This is a genomic window from Microtetraspora fusca (genome assembly GCF_001570365.1).
In the GTDB taxonomy this organism is placed as follows: domain Bacteria; phylum Actinomycetota; class Actinomycetes; order Streptosporangiales; family Streptosporangiaceae; genus Microtetraspora; species Microtetraspora fusca.
This window is the reverse complement of the sequence record NZ_BBYK01000100.1, coordinates 1-19,373: the sequence shown is the minus strand read 5'-3', so window position 1 is coordinate 19,373 and position 19,373 is coordinate 1. Positions and strand designations below refer to the sequence as shown.

The following is a 19,373-nucleotide window of genomic DNA, read 5'->3' as shown; positions in this document are numbered from 1 at the left end:
GGCCCAAGCCGGGCCCGCGCGGTCCGCGTCCGGGCAACAACCCGTTCTCGTCCACCGCGAGCGGCATGGGTCAGCGGCCTCCGCGTCCCGGCGCCCGCGACGGTGGCGAGCGCGGCGACCGCGGCGACCGCGGTCCTCGCGAGCCGCGGCGTGACGGCGCCCGCGACGGCGGCATGCCGCGTCCGCCGTCCGCGCGTCCGGGTGCTCCCGGCGCCGCCGGTCCGCGACCCGGTCCGGGTGCGGGCGGTCCCCGTCCTGGCCCTGGTGCCGGCGGTCCCCGTCCGGGGCCGGGCGCCGGTGGTCCGCGTCCCGGTGGTCCGCGTCCGAACCCGATGATGATGCCGCAGGGCCGTCCGGCCGCTCCGGGTGGCGGTCCCGGCCGTCCCGGCGGTGGCGCCGGTCGTCCCGGTGGCGGCGGTGGCCGTCCGGGTGGCGGTGCCGGTCGTCCCGGTGGTGGCGGCGGCGGCTTCGGCGGCGCGCGTACGGGCACCGGCGGTCGTCCCGGTGGTACGGGCGGCGGTCCGGGTGGCGGCGGCGGTTTCGCCGGTCGTCCCGGTGGCGGCGGTGGCCGCGGCCGCGGTGGCGGCACGGCGGGTGCCTTCGGCCGTCCCGGCGGACGTCCGACCCGTGGTCGCAAGTCGAAGCGGCAGAGGCGCCAGGAGTTCGACAACATGTCGGCTCCGTCGATCGGCGGCGTCCAGGCTCCGCGTGGCGGCGGGCAGACGATCCGTCTGCCGCGTGGCGCGTCCCTGTCCGACTTCGCCGACCGGATCGGCGCGAACCCCGCGTCGCTGGTGCAGATCATGCTGCACCTCGGCGAGATGGTGACCGCGACCCAGTCGGTCAACGAGGAGACGCTGCAGCTTCTCGGCGCCGAGCTCGACTACGTCATCCAGGTCGTCAGCCCGGAGGAGGAGGACCGCGAGCTTCTCGAGTCCTTCAAGATCGAGTTCGGTGAGGACGAGGGCGACGAGGCCGACCTCGCGCCGCGTCCGCCGGTCGTGACCGTCATGGGCCACGTCGACCACGGTAAGACGAAGACGCTCGACGCGATCCGGCACACCAATGTGGTCGCGCGCGAGGCGGGTGGCATCACCCAGCACATCGGCGCGTACCAGGTGGCCACCGAGCACGAGGGTGAGACCCGCAAGATCACCTTCATCGACACCCCCGGTCACGAGGCGTTCACCGCCATGCGTGCCCGTGGTGCCCAGGCCACCGACATCGCGGTGCTCGTCGTCGCCGCGGACGACGGCGTCAAGCCGCAGACGATCGAGGCGCTGAACCACGCGCAGGCGGCGAACGTGCCGATCGTGGTCGCGGTCAACAAGGTCGACAAGGAGGGTGCGGACCCGACCAAGGTCCGGGCCCAGCTCACCGAGTACGGCCTGGTGGCCGAGGAGTACGGCGGTTCCACGCTGTTCGTGGACATCTCCGCCAAGCAGGGCCTCGGCATCGACAGCCTGCTCGAGGCGATCCTGCTGACCGCCGACGCCGAGCTCGACCTGCGGGCGAACCCGGACATGGACGCCCAGGGTCTGGCCATCGAGGCGCACCTCGACAAGGGCCGCGGTCCGGTGGCGACCGTGCTGGTGCAGCGCGGCACGCTCCGGGTGGGCGACTCCATCGTCTGTGGCGAGGCTTTCGGCCGCGTCCGGGCGATGCTGGACGACAACGGCGAGACGGTCGAAGAGGCCGACCCGTCGCGTCCGGTCCTGGTGCTCGGTCTGACCGCGGTCCCGCGCGCGGGCGACAACTTCATCGTCGTCTCCGACGACCGGATGGCACGGCAGATCGCCCAGCAGCGGGCGGCCCGCCAGCGCATCGCCGACATGGCGAAGTCCGGCCGCCGGCGCACCCTCGAGGAACTGTTCAAGGACCTCGAGAAGGGCCAGGTCGACGAGCTCAAGCTCATCATCAAGGGTGACGTCTCCGGTTCGGTGGAAGCCCTCGAGGACGCGCTGCTCAAGATCGACGTCGGCGAGGAGGTCAACCTCCGGGTTCTGCACCGCGCCGTCGGTGCGATCACCGAGTACGACGTCAACCTGGCGATGGCCGACGACAACGCCGTCATCATCGGCTTCAACGTGCGTCCGGAGGTTCGGGCGCGCGACCTGGCCGAGCGCGAGGGCGTCGACATCCGGTACTACTCGGTCATCTACCAGGCGATCGAGGAGATCGAGGCGGCCCTCAAGGGCATGCTCAAGCCGGAGTTCGAAGAGGTCCGGACGGGTACCGCCGAGGTCCGCGAGGTCTTCAAGGTGCCGAAGATCGGCAACATCGCCGGTGCTCTGGTCCGCTCGGGCACGATCACCCGCAACAGCAAGGCACGGCTCATCCGCGACGGTGTCGTGGTGGCCGACAACCTCACCGTCTCGTCGCTGCGCCGCTTCAAGGACGACGCGACCGAGGTCCGCGAGGGCTTCGAGTGCGGTATCGGTGTCGGCTACAACGACATCAAGCTCGACGACGTCATCGAGACGTTCGAGATGCAGGAGAAGCCGCGCGTGTGACGCGTGACGCCGCCGTCCCCGCCTCGTGCGGGGGCGGCGGCGTGGCCGTCGTTCCGCGGTGAGAACTCGATGTATATCGGTGCTCTGACGTTGGACATCCTGCTTGGCGACGTACGGTCGCTGAAGCAGAAGCGTTCCGTGGTCCGCCCCCTCGTCGCCGAGGTGCAACGGCGGTTCCCAGGGGTGGCCGTGGCCGAGACCGGCCATCTCGACCTGCATCGCCGTGCCGAGATCGGTGTGGCCGTCGTGTCGGCCTCCGCGGCCAATTGCAATGAGGTGCTCGACGCCTGCGAGCGTCTCGTCGCCTTCCGCCCCGAGATCGAGCTGCTGTCCGCGCGGCAGCGGCTCTTCAACGACGACGAAGAATAGACGGCCGTGCCCCGAGCACGGCCGTGCCAGAACCGAGAAGGGGGAGCGCGGTCATGGACGCAGCGCGCGCCAGGAAGCTGGCCGACCGCATTCGGCAGGTGGTCGCCGAGATGCTGGAGCGGCGGATCAAGGATCCGCGCCTCGGCTTCGTGACGGTGACCGACGTGCGGATCACCGCTGACCTCGGCGACGCCACGGTCTACTACACCGTTTTCGGGTCCGAGGTGGACCGGTCCGGCACGGCCGCCGCCCTGGAGAGCGCCAAGGGGATCATCCGCTCCGAGGTGGGCCGGCAGACCGGCCTGCGGCACACCCCCACGCTCACGTTCGTGCACGACCCGCTGCCCGACAGCGCCCGGCACATGGACGACCTGTTCGCCGTGGCCAGGGCCAAGGACGCCGAGATCGCCAAGCGGGCCGAGGGGGCGAGCTACGCCGGCGACGCCGACCCGTACCGCCCCGAGGAGGCCTACGACGGCGAGGCGGGCGACGACGAGGGCGGCGACGAGTCCGGCCGCCGCGCGATGTGACCGGCACGCGGCGCGGAAGGTGACACCGGACGTGACACGGGACGCGGGCGAGCGGGTCGAGCCTGCGGCGGGCGGCCTCCCGGCACCCGACGAGCGGGCCTGGGCGCGGGCGGTCGAGCTGATCACCTCCGCGGACCGGATCGCGCTGGCCTGCCACGTGTCGCCGGACGGTGACGCCCTCGGCTCGATGCTCGGCTTCGGCCTCGCCCTCCGCGGCGCGGGCAAGGAGGTGGTCGCGTCCTTCGGCGACCGCCACTTCGCCGTGCCGCGGCTGCTGCGTTTCCTGCCGGGGCAGGACCTGCTGATCGACCCCGCGGACTATCCGGCGCGGCCGCCGCTGATGATGACCTTCGACGCCTCCACCACGGAGCGGCTGGGCCTGCTCGCCCCGCACGCGGGCCGGGCCGGGGAACTGGTCGTGGTCGACCATCACGCGTCGAACACCGGGTTCGGCACGCTGAACCTGGTCGACTCCACCGTCGCCGCCACGTCCGTCCTGGTCGAGGAGCTCGTCCGGCGCCTGGGATTGACCGTGGACGTCGACGTCGCGACCTGCCTCTACACGGCGCTGGTGACCGACACCGGCTCGTTCAAGTACTCCACCACGCCGGAGGTCCACGCGCTGGCCGCGCGGCTGATCGCGACCGGGCTGCGTCCCGACGGGATCGCGCGGCAGCTGTGGGACGGCTCGCCGTTCGGCTATCTCACCGTCCTCGGCGCCGCGATCGCCCGGGTCACGCTCGAACCCGCCGCCGCCGGCGGGCACGGCCTGATCTGGACGTACGTGACGCGGGCGGAGCGCGCGGCGGCGGCCCTGCCGTACGACGAGGTGGAGGGCGTGATCGACGTCGTCCGCCGGGTCGAGGAGGCGGACGTCGCGGTGGTGCTCAAAGAGGACGACACGGGCACCTGGAACGTCTCCACCCGGTCCAAGGGGGCCGTGGACGTGGGACGCGCCTGCTCCACCCTGGGCGGAGGCGGCCATCCGCGCGCAGCGGGCTTCTCCTCCCGCGAGTCGCCGCCCGACATCATGGCGGCCCTGCGCCCCCTGCTCTCGTCCTGACCGGGCGTCCCATCCACCTCTCCCGACCATCCCTGCTCGACCATCCCTGCGGAGGACCAGCGTCATGCGCACGGCCAAGGCCAGGCGAACCCCGCCCCCGAGCGGCCTCATCATCGTGGACAAGCCCGCGGAGTGGACCTCCCACGACGTGGTCGGCAAGATGCGCGGCGTCGCCGGCACCCGCAAGGTGGGCCACGCGGGGACGCTCGACCCGATGGCCACCGGCGTTCTGGTGGTCGGCGTCGAGAAGGCGACCCGGCTGCTCGGCCACCTCGCGCTGACCGAGAAGGTGTACGAGGCCACGATCCGGCTCGGCGTGAGCACCAACACCGATGACGCCGAGGGCGAGGTCATGGCGACCGCGCCGGCCGGGCACGTGACCGACGAGGACGTCCGCAAGGGCATCGCGGCGCTGACCGGCGAGATCAGCCAGGTCCCGCCGCAGGTGAGCGCGATCAAGGTCAACGGCGAGCGCGCGTACAAGCGGGCCCGCGCGGGCGAGGAGGTCGAGCTGGCCGCCCGCCCCGTCACCGTGTACGGCTTCGAGGTGACCGCGATCCGCCGCGAAGGCGACGTGGTGGACGTGGACGCCGTCGTCACCTGCTCAAGCGGCACCTACATCCGCGCGCTGGCCCGCGACCTCGGGAGCGGGCTCGGCGTCGGCGGGCACCTCACCCGGCTGCGCCGTACCCGTGTCGGGCCGTACACGATCGAGTCGGCGCGCACGATCGAGCAGCTCGTGGAGGAGTGCGTGATCCTCCCCATGGCGGACGCGGTGGCCGCGGCATTCCCACGCAGGGACGTGACCGAGGAGGAGGCCCGGCTGGTCGCGCACGGCGGTCGGCTGCCCGCCATAGGGCTCGGCTCCGGTCCCGTCGGCGTCTTCGCCCCCGACGGCACGCTGCTCGCGCTCGTCGAGGAGCGGGGGCGTACGGCCCGGCCGCTCGCCGTGTTCGTCCCCTGAGAAGAGGATCGGCGGGGGTTGGTTCCCGGGCAGGCGTCCGGGCATGGCAGTCTTGTCTACTGCCGGATGGCGTGTGAGCGAATCGAGGTCGAGGTGCAGGGCTGGCACGGACTGGACGACGTGCCCGAGGACTGGGGCAGATCCGTCGTCACGATCGGCGTGTTCGACGGGGTGCATCGCGGTCACCAGCAGATGGTGGCGCGTGCGGTGAACATGGCCGCCAATCTCGGACTTCCCTCGGTCGCCGTCACTTTCGACCCGCATCCCGACGAGGTGGTCCGCCCCGGCAGCCACCCGCCGCTGCTCAGCGACACGCGCCGCCGCGCCGAGCTGCTCGCGTCGCTGGGTGTCGACGCGGTGTGCGTGATGCCGTTCACGGTGGAGTTCTCCCGGATGTCGCCGGACGAGTTCGTGCAGACCACGCTCGTCGACCGGCTGCACGCGGCCGGGGTGGTCGTGGGGGAGAACTTCCGCTTCGGCCACAAGGCGTCCGGCGATCTCGAAACGCTGCGCACGCTCGGCGAGAAGTACGACTTCGTGGTGGAAGGCGTGCCCCTGTTGAGTGACGGCGAGGCGATCTCGTCCACCCGGATCCGCGCGCGGCTGGCCGAGGGCGACGTCGAGGCCGCCGCGACCGAGCTGGGCCGCCCGCACCGGGTCGAGGGCGTGGTCGTGCGTGGCCACCAGCGGGGGAGGGCGCTCGGCTTCCCGACCGCCAACGTCGAGTCGCCGCAGCACACCGCGATCCCGGCCGACGGCGTCTACGCCGGCTACCTGTGCTGCACCGAGTCGCCCTCACGATACGAGGGGGAGCTCTGGCCCGCCGCGATCTCGGTCGGCACCAACCCCACGTTCGAGAACGTCGCCCGGACGGTCGAGGCGTACGCGCTGGACCGCGACGACCTCGACCTGTACGGCATGCACGTGGCGGTCGACTTCACCAAGCGGCTCCGCGACAATCTCAAGTTCGACTCGATCGAGGCGCTGATCGAGCAGATGCACGCCGACGTGGCCGAGGCCCGGCGGCTGACCAGCGGCTGAGGAGCGGCCGGTCACGCCCCGCCCGTCCCGGGTGGCGGAACGCGATGGTAGCCTTGCATGTCGGCCATCGGTGTGGGTGTATATCCCGCCGCATGGCCGGGCTGGCACGGCGACTGTAGGCACGCACGGTCGTTCGCGAGCTGGAACCATCGTCACGCGTGCCTCCCAGAAAAGGAGATGCAGTGTCGCTCGACACCGCCACCACGAAGGCCATCGTCGCCGAGTACGGCACCAACGAGGGTGACACCGGGTCCCCCGAGGTCCAGATCGCGCTGCTCAGCAAGCGCATCAGCGACCTGACGGAGCACCTGAAGACCCACAAGCACGACCACCACAGCCGTCGCGGGCTGCTCCTGCTGGTCGGCCGCCGGCGCCGCCTGCTGAAGTACCTGCAGGCCAAGGACATCACCCGCTACCGCTCCCTCATCGAGCGGCTCGGCCTTCGTCGATAGAGTGAAAGGAGCGGCGATCCAACGCCGCTCCTTTCACATATCAGGTCAAAATAGGCCTACGGTTCGGCGAGTCTCCGCAGTAGCGGCCTCGGGACCGCGCAAACTTAATAGCCGAAAGGGAGAGGAGACCGGATAGGTCTCCTCAACCCGACAGACAGTGCCCCGCGTCCGCACGCAAGCACACGCGCTCCGCGGCGTGAGAGGGCCGGTCCTCGGTAGTGGCCTCCGGTCATGCGGCACAGCCGCGGAAGGAACCGGGCGCTTCGATCGAAGACCGGCACTGCACCTGACGGGGAGCCGGCAAGGGAAGGGGTAAGCCGGTCAGGCTGCCTCGACCGCAGCACACGGACGTGGGGAGACCGACCCGAGAAGGAGGTCCCCCGTGGAGGGTGTCCACAGCACAGAAGCCGTTATCGACAACGGCTCGTTCGGCACGCGTACCATCCGGTTCGAGACCGGCAGGCTCGCGCGCCAGGCGGCCGGAAGCGCCGTCGTCTACCTGGACGAGGAGACGACCGTCCTTTCCGCCACCACCGCGTCCAAGCATCCGAAGGAGAGCTTGGACTTCTTCCCGCTCACCGTCGACGTCGAGGAGCGGATGTACGCGGCGGGCCGCATCCCCGGCTCGTTCTTCCGTCGTGAGGGGCGGCCGTCCGAGGACGCGATCCTCACCTGCCGACTGATCGACCGGCCGCTGCGCCCGTCGTTCGTCAAGGGGCTGCGCAACGAGATCCAGGTCGTGGCGACCGTCATGTCGCTGCACCCGGACCACCTGTACGACGTGGTCGCGATCAACGCGGCGAGCTTGTCGACGCAGCTCGCCGGGCTGCCGTTCTCCGGCCCGATCGGCGGCGTCCGCGTCGCGCTGATCAGCGGCCAGTGGGTGGCGTTCCCGACGCACTCCGAGCTTGAGGGCGCCACCTTCGACATGGTGGTGGCCGGCCGGGTCCTGCAGGACGGCGACGTCGCGATCATGATGGTCGAGGCCGAGTCCACGCGCGACACGCTCAAGCTGGTCGCCGAGGGCGCCGTCGCGCCGACCGAGGAGGCCGTGGCCCAGGGTCTGGAAGCGGCCAAGCCGTTCATCAAGGTCCTGTGCGAGGCGCAGTCGCGGCTGGCGAAGGTCGCCGCGAAGGAGACCGCCGAGTACCCGATCTTCCTCGACTACCAGGACGACGCCCTGGAGGCGGTCACCGGCGCGGTGCGCAGCGAGCTCGCCGCCGCCCTGACGATCGCCGGCAAGCAGGAGCGCGAGGCCGAGATCGACCGCGTCAAGGCCCTCGCCGCCGAGAAGTTGCTCGCCGACTTCGAGGGACGCGAGAAGGAGATCGCCGCGGCGTTCCGGTCGCTGACCAAGAAGCTCATGCGCGAGCGGGTCATCACCGAGGGCATCCGCATCGACGGGCGCGGCACCAAGGACATCCGGCAGCTCAACGCCGAAGTCCACGTCGTGCCGCGGGTCCACGGGTCGGCTCTGTTCGAGCGCGGCGAGACCCAGATCCTGGGCATCACCACGCTCAACATGCTGCGCATGGAGCAGATGATCGACACGCTCAACCCTGAGCGCACCAAGCGGTACATGCACAACTACAACTTCCCGCCGTACTCCACCGGTGAGACGGGCCGCGTCGGCTCGCCGAAGCGGCGTGAGATCGGCCACGGCGCGCTCGCCGAGCGGGCGCTGATCCCCGTGCTGCCGAGCCGCGAGGAGTTCCCGTACGCGATCCGCCAGGTGTCGGAGGCTCTCGGGTCGAACGGCTCGACCTCGATGGGCTCGGTCTGCGCCTCGACGATGGCGCTCCTCGACGCCGGTGTGCCGCTCAAGGAGATGGTCGCCGGCATCGCCATGGGCCTGATCGGTGAGGGCGACCAGTACGTCACCCTGACCGACATCCTCGGCGCCGAGGACGCCATGGGCGACATGGACTTCAAGGTCGCCGGCACCAAGGACCTCATCACCGCGCTGCAGCTCGACACCAAGCTCGACGGCATCCCGGCGTCGGTCCTGGCCGCGGCGCTCAAGCAGGCCAAGGCCGCCCGCCTGGCGATCCTCGACGTGATGCAGGAGGCCATCGACTCTCCGGCGGAGATGAACCCGACGGCGCCGCGCATCATCACGATCAAGGTCCCGGTCGACAAGATCGGCGAGGTCATCGGGCCCAAGGGCAAGATGATCAACCAGATCCAGGACGACACCGGCGCCGAGATCACCATCGAGGACGACGGCACGATCTACATCGGCGCCACCGACGGCCCGTCCGCCGAGGCCGCCCGGTCGCTGATCAACGGCATCGCGAACCCGCACATGCCCGAGGTCGGCGAGCGCTACCTGGGCACGGTCGTGAAGATCGCCGCTTTCGGGGCGTTCATCTCGCTGCTGCCCGGCAAGGACGGCCTGCTGCACGTCTCGCAGATCCGCAAGCTGCACGGCGGCAAGCGCATCGAGAACGTCGAGGACGTCATGAACGTCGGCGAGAAGATCCAGGTGGAGATCGCCGAGATCGACTCGCGCGGCAAGCTGTCGCTCGTGCCGGTCGAGGTCGTCGAGAAGGAGGCCGCGGAGAAGGCCGCGGGCGGCGGCGAGGAGGCGGCCGCGCCCGCCGAGGCGCCGCAGCAGCAGGAGGAGCGCTCCGAGCGTCCGCGTCGGCGCACGCGCGGCGGACGGGACGACCGCAACTCGTGACGACCACCATCCTCTATCCCGGCAAGGACGGTGCGGGGGTCATCCGCCGTACCGTCCTTCCCGGCGGTCTGCGAGTGGTGACCGAGACCATGCCGACGGTGCGCAGCGTCGCCGTCGGCATGTGGGTCGGCATCGGCTCCCGTGACGAGGCCCCCGAGCACATGGGGGCCACCCACTTCCTCGAGCACCTGCTCTTCAAGGGCACACCCACGAGGGACGCCATGGAGATCTCGGCGTCCATCGAGGGCATCGGCGGTGAGATCAACGCGTTCACCGCCAAGGAGTACACCTGCTACTACGCGCGGGTGCTCGACGAGGACCTTCCCCTGGCGATCGACGTCCTGGCCGACGTCGTCACCTCTTCCCGCATCACCCCCGAGGACGTGGAGTCCGAGCGTGGCGTGATCCTGGAGGAGATCGCGATGCACGACGACGACCCGTCGGACGTCGTGCACGAGCAGTTCTCCGCCGAGTTGTACGGCGACACGCCGATCGGCCGGCCCATTCTGGGCAACGAGGAGTCGATCAACGCGCTCAGCCGCGACCGGATCCACGAGTACTACCAGCGCTACTACCTTCCCCCGCTGACGGTCGTCTCGGTGGCGGGCAACGTGAACCACGAGCGCGTGGTCGAGTTGGTCGCCACGGCGTACGAGCGCGCGGGCGCCCTGGCCGAGCTCGCGCCGCCCGCGCCTCCGCGCCTCGACGGCCCCGGCGTCGAGCAGCGGTCCGGCGTCCGGGTCGTCGACCGGCCCACCGAGCAGGCCAACCTCGTGCTGGGCACCACCGGCGTCTCCCGCCGCGACGACCGCAGGTTCGCCCTCGGCGTGCTCAACGCGGCGCTGGGCGGCGGCATGTCGTCCCGGCTGTTCCAGGAGATCCGCGAGAAACGCGGGCTGGCCTACAGCGCGTACAGCTACACCTCGCAGTACGCCGACACGGGTCAGTTCGGCATCTACGTCGGCTGCCTCCCCTCGAAGATCGACGACGTTCTGAAGATCTGCCGGGACGAGCTGGCCCGGATCGTCGCCGAGGGCATCACCGCCGATGAGATCGCCCGCGGCAAGGGGCAGATGCGCGGCGGGCTGGTCCTCGGCCTGGAGGACACCGGTTCCCGCATGTCCCGGATCGGCAAGAGCGAGCTCGTCTACGAAGAGCTCATGTCCGTGGACGAGGTCCTCGCCCGGATCGAGGCGGTCACGCCCGAGGACGTCAGCGCCGTGGCGCAGGACATCCTCACCCGGCCGCTGACGCTCGCCGTCATCGGGCCGTACGCCGACAAGGACTTCAGCGGGGCGATCGCCTGAACCCGTGAGAGGGGCCCGGACCGTGGCGGTCCGGGCCCTTCGCATGCTGTGGGCGAGCGCGTGGGGGGCCCTTGTGACGTCGGGGTATAGCCTTGGCCCGTGATTAAGGTGGGTGTTCTCGGCGCGCGTGGCCGCGTCGGCGTGGAAGTCTGCAAGGCCGTACACGCGGCCGACGACCTGGAGCTGGTGGCGGCCGTCGACAAGGACGATCCGCTGGAGGCGCTGGCCGGCGCCGACGTGGTGGTCGACTTCACGCATCCCGACGTGGTGATGGACAACGTCGAGTGGTGTGTCACGCACGGCATCCATCCGGTGATCGGGACGACGGGCTGGACCCCCGAGCGGCTGGACAGGGTGCGCGCACTGCTCGCGGCCAACCCGGGGACGAACGCGTTGATCGCCCCGAACTTCGGCATCGCCGCCGTGCTGATGATGCACTTCGCCCAGCAGGCCGCCAAGTACTTCGACTCGGTGGAGATCGTCGAGCTGCACCACCCCAACAAGGCGGACGCCCCCTCGGGTACGGCGCGCCGTACGGCGGAGCTGGTGGCGGAGGCCCGGAGGAACGCGGGCATCGGCCCCTCCCCGGACGCGACCACCACGGAGCTGCCGGGTGCCCGCGGTGCCGAAGTGGACGGCGTACATGTCCACGCCGTCCGCCTGGCCGGTCTGATCGCGCATCAGGAGGTGCTGCTCGGTGGTGACGGAGAGATCCTCACCATCCGGCACGACACCATGAACCGGTCGTCGTTCACCCCGGGTGTGCTCCTCGGTGTGCGCCGGGTGCGCGACCTTCCGGGGCTCACGGTCGGCCTGGAGAACCTCCTCGACCTATAAACCTCATCCACAGGCGGTGCTCTGTCCACCGAACGAGCTTCGGCTCGCCATCACGCCCCCGCCTTCAGGAAGGCTGTCCCACGGGTCGCCGCCCGGTGGCCCTACCGACCGCCCAGGGAGAGGCATGACCGGCATGACAGGCATGGGTTTCGAGGATCGGGTGACCGCACTGGAGCTTGACGTGCAGTCCATGAAGATCATCGTCGGGATGGTGGACAACAAGGTCGAACGGGTCCGTGCCGATGTGCGGCATGCCCAGGCCGCCAACACACGCATGATCCAGGCCATGCGCGACGACATGACGGAGTTCCGTCAGGAGGTCTCGGCCCGCTTCGACTCCGTCGACGCCCGGTTCGAAGCGGTGGACTCCAGCCTCACCCACATCGACGCCAGGCTCGATCGTGTGGATTCCCGCTTCGACGCGGTGGATTCGCGCTTCGACGCGGTGGATTCCCGCCTCGATCGCATGGATTCCCGTTTCGACCGGATGGACTCCCGGATCGATGAGGTCGTCTCACTCATCAGGGGGATGGCCGACGGTCGTGCCCAAGGCGTCACATCGGTGAACTAGCCAAGGCCGACGTGTGTACGGGGTGCCAGGCCGGCCCCCGTACACGTGCCTGGCGGCTTCGCCGTATTGGTTTTGGGGCTCAGCGGTGCCTCTTGGTCAGAGGGCCAAGCCGAGGGTGAACAGGGCGCCGAAGGCGAGTTGGAGGCGGCCCGTCTGCTGCAGTGTCGCGATGAGCGCGGGTCCGGTCGCCCCCGAGCGCACCGTCTGCACCGGTGCGATGGCCAGCGGGAGCGCGAGCACGGCGATGGCGGCGAACGGCCGGTCGGGGACGACGGCGAGCGCGATCAGGAAGGGCACGATCAGCGCGGCCGCGTAGAGCAGCCGGGTCCGCCCGTCGCCGAGGACGACGGCGAGCGTCCGCTTGCCCGAAGGGCCGTCCGTCACGATGTCGCGCAGGTTGTTGACGACGAGGAGGGCGCAGGCGAGCAGGCCCACCGGGACGGCTGCGGCCAGGGCCAGCCAGGGCAGCCGCTCCAACTGGACGTACGTCGTCCCGGCGACCGCGACGAGGCCGAAGAACACGAAGACCGAGATCTCGCCCATGGCGCGGTAGCCGTACGGACGGGAACCGCCGGTGTAGAACCAGGCCGCCAGGATCGAGAGGAGACCGACCAGCAGCAGCCACCAGGCGCGGGTGGCCACCACGAGGGCCAGGCCGGCGATCGCGGCCGCGAGGAAGCAGCCCAGCGCCGCGGCCAGCACCTCCTTGGGAGCGGCCGCGCCGGACCCGACGAGGCGCATCGGGCCGACCCGGTCCTTGTCGGTGCCCCGGACGCCGTCGCTGTAGTCGTTGGCGTAGTTCACGCCGACCTGCAGGGCCAGCGCCACGAAGAGGGCGAGGAGCGCCCGCCACCAGACGGCTCCGCCCTCGGCGACCGCGACGCCGGTTCCGACGGCGACCGGGACGACGGCTGCGGGAAGGGTGCGGGGACGCGCGCCCGCGACCCATTGTGCTGGTGTGGCCACGTTCATACCTCTGTGAGATCACCGGAGAGTGGAAGCCCACGCACGGCCATGACCATCCGCGGGCGCCCCGTCGCACAACGGCTCAGGGCAGGGCACGCTGACGGACACGGCACGCCCGCGAGGGCGGGAGAACCGACGGGGACCCTGCTCACGCTGGGGCAGATCAGCTGATGTCGGTGCTGAGACGGATCATCCTGATGGGGCGGCCCATGTCGAGCACGCGCTCCGCCTCGTCCTCGCCCCACCCCGCCGACTCAAGGAAACCGAGCATCGGGTGGTTGTCGGCGAACACCCAGGTGACGACGCTGCTGTAGCCGTCCTCGCGCAGGTGGTCCACCGTGGCGTTGAGCAGGCGACTGCCGTGTCCCCGGCGGATGTGGTTCGGGTCGACGAGGAGGGTGAGCAACTCGGCGGTCTCCGACGGGCGCAGGTCGGGGTCCTCGGCGGGACCGTGTGAGGCGAGCCCCACGACCCGGTCGGACGCCCGGGACGCCGCGCTGGCCAGGATGCCGCCGGGGCCGAGCGCCGCGAACGCGTCCGTGTCGGGCACCACCCGCTCGACCGCGACGAGAACGCGGTGGCGCGGGGTGGGCGGCGAGAGAATCGCCTCGTCCCACTGTCGCCGCCACATCTTCTCGGCGGCGGGGCCGGTCATCTGCTCCAGTGGGCCGGGTGGGAGGAAGTCGCGGTATCCGCACTTCCACGCCCTGATCTGGGTGCTCGTCACCGCGTCGACGTCTTCCAGACGGGCAGATCTAACACCCATGCGGCCGGCTCCTCTCTTTGCATGTATCACCGTACTGGTCAGGAGACGCGGGACGAACCGTCCGTCTGGCGTCGTGCCCGATATGCCCGGGTTTTTGTGCGGTTTCCACACACCCGCATGGAACACCAGGATCGGGAGCGGTTCTTTGAGGAGTCTATGAAGGCCCACTGACATGTGCTCTCCGCACACACCTTCAGTCGGGGCCACATCCCCTCGGCGTGGACGGCGTGGATCGCGGCGGCGACCCGGGCGAGGCCCGCGCGCGCCCCGCCCTCCGAGGAGGCCGCTGCGGCCCCGGAGGGGCCCGGCGCGCTGGAGGTCGCGTCGTGGGGACCCGGAAAGTCGGCGGTGTCCGGCCGGTCGGAGGATCGGACCGCGTCCTGAGCGCCAGGCATACCGGGCGCCGCGCCGGGGGTGGCGGGCGTTTCCGTGACGCCCTCTGTGCCGGCGTCGCCTGGCGCGCCGGACGGCCCTGGCGTTCTCGACAGTCCCTCAGCGCCTCGCCGGACGTACGCCGCCGGTTCCAGCGTGGGCACCCCTCCCACCAGTGTCACCCGCAGCGGGAGCGCCGCCAGGGCCGCTTCCAGACCCTCACCGATCTCGTACGGCGTCGCGTCGTGGTTTCGGCGCAGCGCTTCACGGAGGCCCTCGCGCAGCCGGACGGCGAGGACGAGGTCGTCGTCCGCCGCGCGATCCGTGTCCTGGATCAGGTCGCGTTCCCGCAGCCATACGGTCAGCTCTGCCGGTGACGCGAGATCGTCGACGTCCGACTCGACGTCGTAGGTGTTCACGAAATCGCGAAGCAGTTCCGCGGGGCCTGTCATCTGCGTGATCCCCTCCTGCGACCACTGTATGGGAGGCGCAGGAGGGGAGATGACCCCGGCTTCCCCGGCTCGTCCGCGGTCGGCCCCCACATCGTGCCGTCAGCGCTTCCGGGCGTTCCGAATGCCGGGCACCCGGGGTTATGACGTGCGGTTACAGAAACGCTGCGCCGGTTGGCGCCGGCGGCCTGGTGGTGTTCGCCCGCCGGGGACCGGAGCCGCTTCCGTCCGATCAGCGCGTGTCCTGGAACGCGGTGCCCAGGCGGCGTACGCCCTCGTCGAGCTCCGCGAGGCTCGACGAGGCGATGTGGGTGAGCCTGATGCGCGGTCCGGGAGGTTCCGACGGGTAGTAGATGCGGCCGGGGCTGACCAGCACCCCCTTGCGCTGCGCGGCCTCGACGACCGCCGCCTCGTCCGTCCCCTGCGGGAGGCGCACCCAGACGTGGAACCCTCCCTGTGGCCGGAGTTCGACCTCGGCCTGCGGCACGTACCGGGCCAGACCGGAGAGCAGCGCCCCCTGCCGCACCAGGATCTCCTGGCGGACGGCGGCGAGATGACGCCGCCATGCCGGCGAGCCGACGAACTCCAGCGCCGCCTCCTGCAACGGTCGCGCGACGAAGAACGACTCGACCACCTGGCTCGCCCGCAGGCGGTGCGCCGCCGGGCCGCGCGCGATGACCCCCGCCACGCGCATGCTCGGCGCCGAGATCTTGCTCAGCGAGATGATGTGGACGACCGTGCCGTTCGTGTCCATCGAGCCGAGCGAGGGCGGGATCGGGTCGGCCCCGAGATAGCGGGCGTAGTCGTCCTCGATGACGAACGCGCCCGCCGCTCTCGCGACCGCGAGCACCTGCTCCCTGCGTTCGAGGGTGAGAGTCGCGCCGGTGGGGTTGTGCAGCGTGGGCTGGCAGAGGAAGACCCGCGCCCCGGTGACGGCGAACGCCTCGGCCAGCAGGTCGGGCCGTACGCCGTCCTGGTCGACCGGCACGGCGGTCGCACGCAGCCCGGCGGCCTTGGCCGCCGCCAGCGCCCCCGGGTACGTGGGGGTCTCCACGAGGACGGGCCTGCCCGGAGCGGCCAGCGCGCGCAGGGCGTGGGTGAGCCCGGCCTGGCCGCCGCTCACCACGAGCACATCGTCCGGCGTGGCCGTGCCGCCCGCCTCGCTCGCGAACCATCGCCGCAGACCCGGGTCGCCGTTGAGGGGAGGCAGCGACCACGACTCCGGCCGTCGTACGGCACGGGCGGCCGCGGCGGACAGGGCCGAAAGCGGCCGGAGGTCGGGGGGCAGATATCCGCCGGTCAGCGGGATCACCCCGTCGGCCGGCCGGGCGAGGAGCCCGGAGACGGCGGAGTCGTCGACCATGCGGTCGTCGAGCGCCACGGTCTGCCAGGAGAGGTCGGGGGCCTGGGCGCGCCCGCGCTCCGGGGCCACGAAGGCTCCACTGCCCGGCCTGGTCACGACCCGGCCCTCCGCGCTGAGCTGCGCGATCGCGCGGGAGACCGTCACCGGGCTGACGCCGTGCCGCCGCATCAGCTCCCGGCTGGACGGCAGCCGATCGCCCGGCCGCGCGCGCTCCGTCTCGTCGCGCAGGATCGCGGCCAAACGGGCGATACTGCTATCGTCATTCATGAGAGATAACGATAGCGCTATCGAAACGACGTCAGTAGCGGCGAGCCGCGCGGGAGCCGCCGATCGGCGGGCGCAGCGGAGCGCTTGGTTGGGCACCGTGCTCGCCTTGGTCGGCGTTGTGTCGTTCTCCGGCTCGTTCCCCGGCACCGTCTTCGGGATGCGGGGGTTCGATCCGTACCTGCTCACGTTCGCGCGCGCCGGTCTCGCCACCCTGGCGGCCGTCGCCTGCCTCGCCATGGCGGGCGCGCCGCTGCTGCCGCCGAGGGAGCATCTGCGGTCGTACCTTGTGATCGCCGTGGGCGTCGTCTTCGGCTTCCCGTTGTTCAGCGCCCTGGCTCTGCACAGCGGAGCGAGCACGGCACACGCCGCCGTCGTGACCGGCCTGCTTCCCGCGGCGACGGCGGTGGCCGCGGTAATGCGCGCGGGGGAGCGGCCGCGACCGCTGTTCTGGATCGCCTGCGCCGGCGGCGCGCTCTCCATCACGATCTTCGTTCTCACCCGCGGCGGCGGCCGTTTCGCCGTGGCCGACCTGCTCCTGGTGCTCGCTCTGATCGGAGCCGCCGCCGGTTACACCGAGGGAGGGCGGCTGGCCAGGGAGACCCCTGGCTGGCGTGTCATCTCGTACTCGCTGGTCGTGGCCGCTCCGGTCACCGTGCCCGTCACTGTCGTACTCACATTCACGACCGGCCCGAGTCCGGACGCCGTCTCGCTGGGCGGGCTGGCCTACGTCGGTCTGGTCTCGATGTTCCTCGGATTCGTCCCCTGGTACGCGGGTCTCGCCATGGGTGGGATAGCCCGCGCCGGGCAGGTCCAGCTCGCGCAGCCGCTGCTGACGCTGCTGTGGGCCTGGCTCCTGATGGGCGAACGGTTCGGCTGGGCGACGGTCGCGGCGGCTCTCGCCGTACTGGTGTGCGTGGCGCTCACCCAGGTGAGCCGCGGACCCGGGACGAGGCGCCCGGACCGGACCTGAGCGACCGTGGGCAGCCGGCGGGTTGCACCGTCATCCCAGAGCTCTGATCCGCGGTTCTCCAGACGTGCGCTTCCGAGGTCGCCCGTACGGGGAGCGGACTCCCCGAGAGCGACCTCGGAAGCGGGGGTGCCGAAGGCGGCTGTGCCGCTCCGGCGTTCGCCGACGTGCCCGGATGGGGCGCTCAGCGGGTGTGCGCGGGGTGCGGGGTCGGCGTGCCCATGTGCGGAGACATGGTGGCCGCCGCCTTCTTGAGCAGCGTCAGGTGCTCCTGGATGACGGGCTTCGCCTCCTGGGCCGTCTTCTTGACCGGCTCAGACTTGCCGTTGGTCAGCTCCTTGTTGATGAGGGTCAGGGTCTGGCGGTGTGCGGTCAGCTGCCACTGGACCCAGGCGTGGTCGAACTTGGCGCCGCTCAGGTCGCCCAACTTCTTGAGCTGCTCCTGCTGCTTCTTGCTCGGCGCATGAGGCAGCTGGACACCGACGTTCTTGGCCGTCTGCCGGAGCTTCGTGTCGAGCCTGGTGTGATCCTTGACCAGCCTTGCCCCCAGGTCGCGTACCGACGATGTGTGCCCCTTTTGCTGTGCCAGCCTTCCCGCCCGGATCTCCGCCAGGTTGCCCTCGTGGGCCTTGATGAGGAACATCCGGTCCTGCTCGCTGACAGTGGCGGTCGGGCTCGGACTATGAGTGCCGGTGTGGGCGCCGGTAGGAGTGGGACTCGGTTGCGCGAAAGCGCCGGTGGCCCCTGCCACCAGCGCGCTGATCACGATGGCCAGCAGAAGGACAATCCGTCTCACCATGAGATCCCCCCCGGACCTCTTGTCGGACGATCACGGCGCGGCCAGGACAGGCCGCCCGCATCCGGTCACTACCCGCTAAACCGGAGAAAAACGTCCCAGATCAACAGGAAAGCGATATATCTGGCGCAGTCGACCATGAAGGTCACTGAGGGAAGTCATCTTCAGGCCACCTGTCCCGGGGGGAGACGAAGCTGCCGCGTTGAGGAACCGTGTAGATCCAGCCGGCTTCGCGCAGCAGTGCGATGGCCCTGCGTACCGTTTCCCGTGCCACGTCGTACCGTTGCACCAGCATGCTCTCGCTCGGGATAGGGCGCCGGGGTTGGAGATCGCCGCGTCTGACGTGTTCGATGACGTCGTCCGCGATCTGACGGAACAGCGGTGTTTTCCTGGATACACGGGGTGCGTCGCCGTGACGGCCCACGAACGTTCCTTCACCTCGTGCGGCGTACACCAGGCCCTCCTCGCGGAGCAGGCCGATGGCTCGTCGGGCGGTCGTCCTGGCCACGCCGAACTCCCGCTGGATCACTGACTCGCTCGGGACGGGTTGGCCGGGCCTGAGCGTTCCGTCGACGATCCGCCCCCGAATGATCTCGGCGATTTGAAGGTACAGATGCGTATCGCCATCGCGGTCCAGCATTCAGCCAAGATAGACGACGACCACGTCGCGCATAGGGCAGTCCACCGACATAGACGGGGTGTGCACCTCTAGCTCTCGGGCCATTTCTCCTGGGGAGAGACATAGGTTCCCCGATAGGCGACGGTGAAGGCCCAGCCCTGTGCCCGCAGGAAGGCCACGGCCTGCCGGACAGTGGCCTTGGCGACGCCGTACTGGCGCATGAGCGCCTTCTCGCTCGGGATCGGCCGATTGACCTGCAGCTCCCCTTTGCGGATGCGGACGCTGATGTCCGCGGCGATTTGCTGATAGATCGGCGTTCGATCCGGCGATCGCGGTGTCCCGGGCTGGCCGACGAAGGTGCCTTCCCCTTGGACCGTGTAGACGAGGCCCTGCTCGCGGAGTTCCCGCGCCACACGACGGGCGGTCATTCGGGCGATGCCGTACTCGGTCTCCAGTTCCGCCTCGCTCGGTACGGCGT

At 70.6% G+C, this 19,373-nt stretch carries 19 protein-coding genes; 12 read left to right on the top strand and 7 right to left on the bottom strand.

Annotation, left to right across the window (positions count from 1 at the left end; genetic code table 11):
- The 11 genes from infB to AWQ68_RS39940 form a co-directional block, all read left to right on the top strand.
- The coding region (infB, locus tag AWQ68_RS39990; protein ID WP_084464943.1) for a translation initiation factor IF-2 at positions 1-2,513 on the top strand (2,513 nt) is incomplete at its 5' end.
- Between the two features lie 69 nt (positions 2,514-2,582).
- Positions 2,583-2,882 carry a DUF503 domain-containing protein gene (locus tag AWQ68_RS39985; protein ID WP_066951861.1) on the top strand — a complete coding sequence of 100 codons (300 nt, stop codon included), beginning with the start codon at positions 2,583-2,585 and terminating at the stop codon, positions 2,880-2,882.
- A gap of 53 nt (positions 2,883-2,935) precedes the next feature.
- A complete protein-coding gene (rbfA, locus tag AWQ68_RS39980; RefSeq protein WP_066951855.1) occupies positions 2,936-3,412 on the top strand; it encodes a 30S ribosome-binding factor RbfA in 477 nt (158 codons plus the stop codon).
- A 31-nt stretch (positions 3,413-3,443) separates the two neighbouring features.
- Entirely contained in the window at positions 3,444-4,475 is a 1,032-nt protein-coding gene (locus tag AWQ68_RS39975; RefSeq protein WP_066951850.1) for a DHH family phosphoesterase, read from the top strand.
- Between the two features lie 64 nt (positions 4,476-4,539).
- The gene (gene truB / locus AWQ68_RS39970; RefSeq protein WP_066951847.1) at positions 4,540-5,439 is read left to right on the top strand and encodes a tRNA pseudouridine(55) synthase TruB; all 900 of its coding nucleotides are present in this window, start codon (positions 4,540-4,542) and stop codon (positions 5,437-5,439) included.
- A gap of 93 nt (positions 5,440-5,532) precedes the next feature.
- Positions 5,533-6,480 carry a bifunctional riboflavin kinase/FAD synthetase gene (locus AWQ68_RS39965; protein WP_066951876.1) on the top strand — a complete coding sequence of 316 codons (948 nt, stop codon included), beginning with the start codon at positions 5,533-5,535 and terminating at the stop codon, positions 6,478-6,480.
- A 182-nt stretch (positions 6,481-6,662) separates the two neighbouring features.
- Positions 6,663-6,932, top strand: a complete 270-nt coding sequence (gene rpsO, locus AWQ68_RS39960; RefSeq protein WP_066951836.1) for a 30S ribosomal protein S15 — start codon at positions 6,663-6,665, stop codon at positions 6,930-6,932.
- 382 nt (positions 6,933-7,314) lie between these two features.
- Positions 7,315-9,615, top strand: coding sequence for a polyribonucleotide nucleotidyltransferase (locus AWQ68_RS39955; protein ID WP_066951834.1), 2,301 nt, complete (start codon positions 7,315-7,317; stop codon positions 9,613-9,615).
- Positions 9,612-10,922, top strand: a complete 1,311-nt coding sequence (locus AWQ68_RS39950) for a M16 family metallopeptidase (RefSeq protein WP_066951831.1) — start codon at positions 9,612-9,614, stop codon at positions 10,920-10,922. Before AWQ68_RS39955 ends, AWQ68_RS39950 begins: the two co-directional genes overlap by 4 nt.
- Before the next feature lie 99 nt (positions 10,923-11,021).
- Positions 11,022-11,759: a 4-hydroxy-tetrahydrodipicolinate reductase gene (gene dapB / locus AWQ68_RS39945; protein WP_066951825.1), complete on the top strand. Its 738-nt coding sequence runs from the start codon at positions 11,022-11,024 to the stop codon at positions 11,757-11,759.
- Between the two features lie 124 nt (positions 11,760-11,883).
- Positions 11,884-12,330, top strand: a complete 447-nt coding sequence (locus AWQ68_RS39940) for a hypothetical protein (RefSeq protein ID WP_066951823.1) — start codon at positions 11,884-11,886, stop codon at positions 12,328-12,330.
- 96 nt (positions 12,331-12,426) lie between these two features.
- Here the strand turns inward: AWQ68_RS39940 and AWQ68_RS39935 are convergent, their stop codons facing one another.
- From AWQ68_RS39935 to AWQ68_RS39920, 4 genes are all read right to left on the bottom strand, one after another.
- Complete coding sequence (locus tag AWQ68_RS39935) at positions 12,427-13,296, bottom strand: 1,4-dihydroxy-2-naphthoate polyprenyltransferase (protein ID WP_066951873.1); 870 nt, start codon at positions 13,294-13,296, stop codon at positions 12,427-12,429.
- Between the two features lie 163 nt (positions 13,297-13,459).
- Positions 13,460-14,062, bottom strand: a complete 603-nt coding sequence (locus tag AWQ68_RS39930; RefSeq protein WP_066951821.1) for a GNAT family N-acetyltransferase — start codon at positions 14,060-14,062, stop codon at positions 13,460-13,462.
- Between the two features lie 38 nt (positions 14,063-14,100).
- The gene (locus AWQ68_RS45550) at positions 14,101-14,886 is read right to left on the bottom strand and encodes a CGNR zinc finger domain-containing protein (RefSeq protein ID WP_245656590.1); all 786 of its coding nucleotides are present in this window, start codon (positions 14,884-14,886) and stop codon (positions 14,101-14,103) included.
- A 229-nt stretch (positions 14,887-15,115) separates the two neighbouring features.
- Positions 15,116-16,513 carry an aminotransferase-like domain-containing protein gene (locus AWQ68_RS39920; protein ID WP_066951819.1) on the bottom strand — a complete coding sequence of 466 codons (1,398 nt, stop codon included), beginning with the start codon at positions 16,511-16,513 and terminating at the stop codon, positions 15,116-15,118.
- A 97-nt stretch (positions 16,514-16,610) separates the two neighbouring features.
- Between AWQ68_RS39920 and AWQ68_RS39915 the strand changes: the two genes are divergently transcribed.
- The gene (locus AWQ68_RS39915) at positions 16,611-17,483 is read left to right on the top strand and encodes a DMT family transporter (protein WP_245656591.1); all 873 of its coding nucleotides are present in this window, start codon (positions 16,611-16,613) and stop codon (positions 17,481-17,483) included.
- A 181-nt stretch (positions 17,484-17,664) separates the two neighbouring features.
- Here AWQ68_RS39915 and AWQ68_RS39910 read toward each other — a convergent pair whose 3' ends face one another.
- The 3 genes from AWQ68_RS39910 to AWQ68_RS41850 all read right to left on the bottom strand — a co-directional run.
- Positions 17,665-18,279, bottom strand: a complete 615-nt coding sequence (locus tag AWQ68_RS39910) for a DUF4142 domain-containing protein (RefSeq protein ID WP_084464940.1) — start codon at positions 18,277-18,279, stop codon at positions 17,665-17,667.
- Positions 18,280-18,421: 142 nt separating this feature from the next.
- On the bottom strand, positions 18,422-18,916 hold the full coding sequence (locus tag AWQ68_RS39905; protein ID WP_066951813.1) for a GntR family transcriptional regulator: 495 nt from the start codon (positions 18,914-18,916) through the stop codon (positions 18,422-18,424).
- Positions 18,917-18,984: 68 nt separating this feature from the next.
- On the bottom strand, positions 18,985-19,373 hold a 389-nt coding region (locus AWQ68_RS41850; RefSeq protein WP_157546532.1), incomplete at its 5' end, for a GntR family transcriptional regulator.

Bases quoted from the DNA above. Each gene is read 5' to 3' on its own strand.
- AWQ68_RS39920 (WP_066951819.1), bottom strand. From the start codon at position 16,513: ATGAATGACGATAGCAGTATCGCCCGTTTGGCCGCGATCCTGCGCGAC.
- AWQ68_RS39905 (WP_066951813.1), bottom strand. From the start codon at position 18,916: ATGCTGGACCGCGATGGCGATACGCATCTGTACCTTCAAATCGCCGAG.
- AWQ68_RS39930 (WP_066951821.1), bottom strand. From the start codon at position 14,062: ATGGGTGTTAGATCTGCCCGTCTGGAAGACGTCGACGCGGTGACGAGC.
- AWQ68_RS45550 (WP_245656590.1), bottom strand. From the start codon at position 14,886: ATGACAGGCCCCGCGGAACTGCTTCGCGATTTCGTGAACACCTACGAC.
- AWQ68_RS39910 (WP_084464940.1), bottom strand. From the start codon at position 18,279: ATGGTGAGACGGATTGTCCTTCTGCTGGCCATCGTGATCAGCGCGCTG.
- rbfA (WP_066951855.1), top strand. From the start codon at position 2,936: ATGGACGCAGCGCGCGCCAGGAAGCTGGCCGACCGCATTCGGCAGGTG.
- AWQ68_RS39985 (WP_066951861.1), top strand. From the start codon at position 2,583: ATGTATATCGGTGCTCTGACGTTGGACATCCTGCTTGGCGACGTACGG.
- truB (WP_066951847.1), top strand. From the start codon at position 4,540: ATGCGCACGGCCAAGGCCAGGCGAACCCCGCCCCCGAGCGGCCTCATC.
- AWQ68_RS39940 (WP_066951823.1), top strand. From the start codon at position 11,884: ATGACCGGCATGACAGGCATGGGTTTCGAGGATCGGGTGACCGCACTG.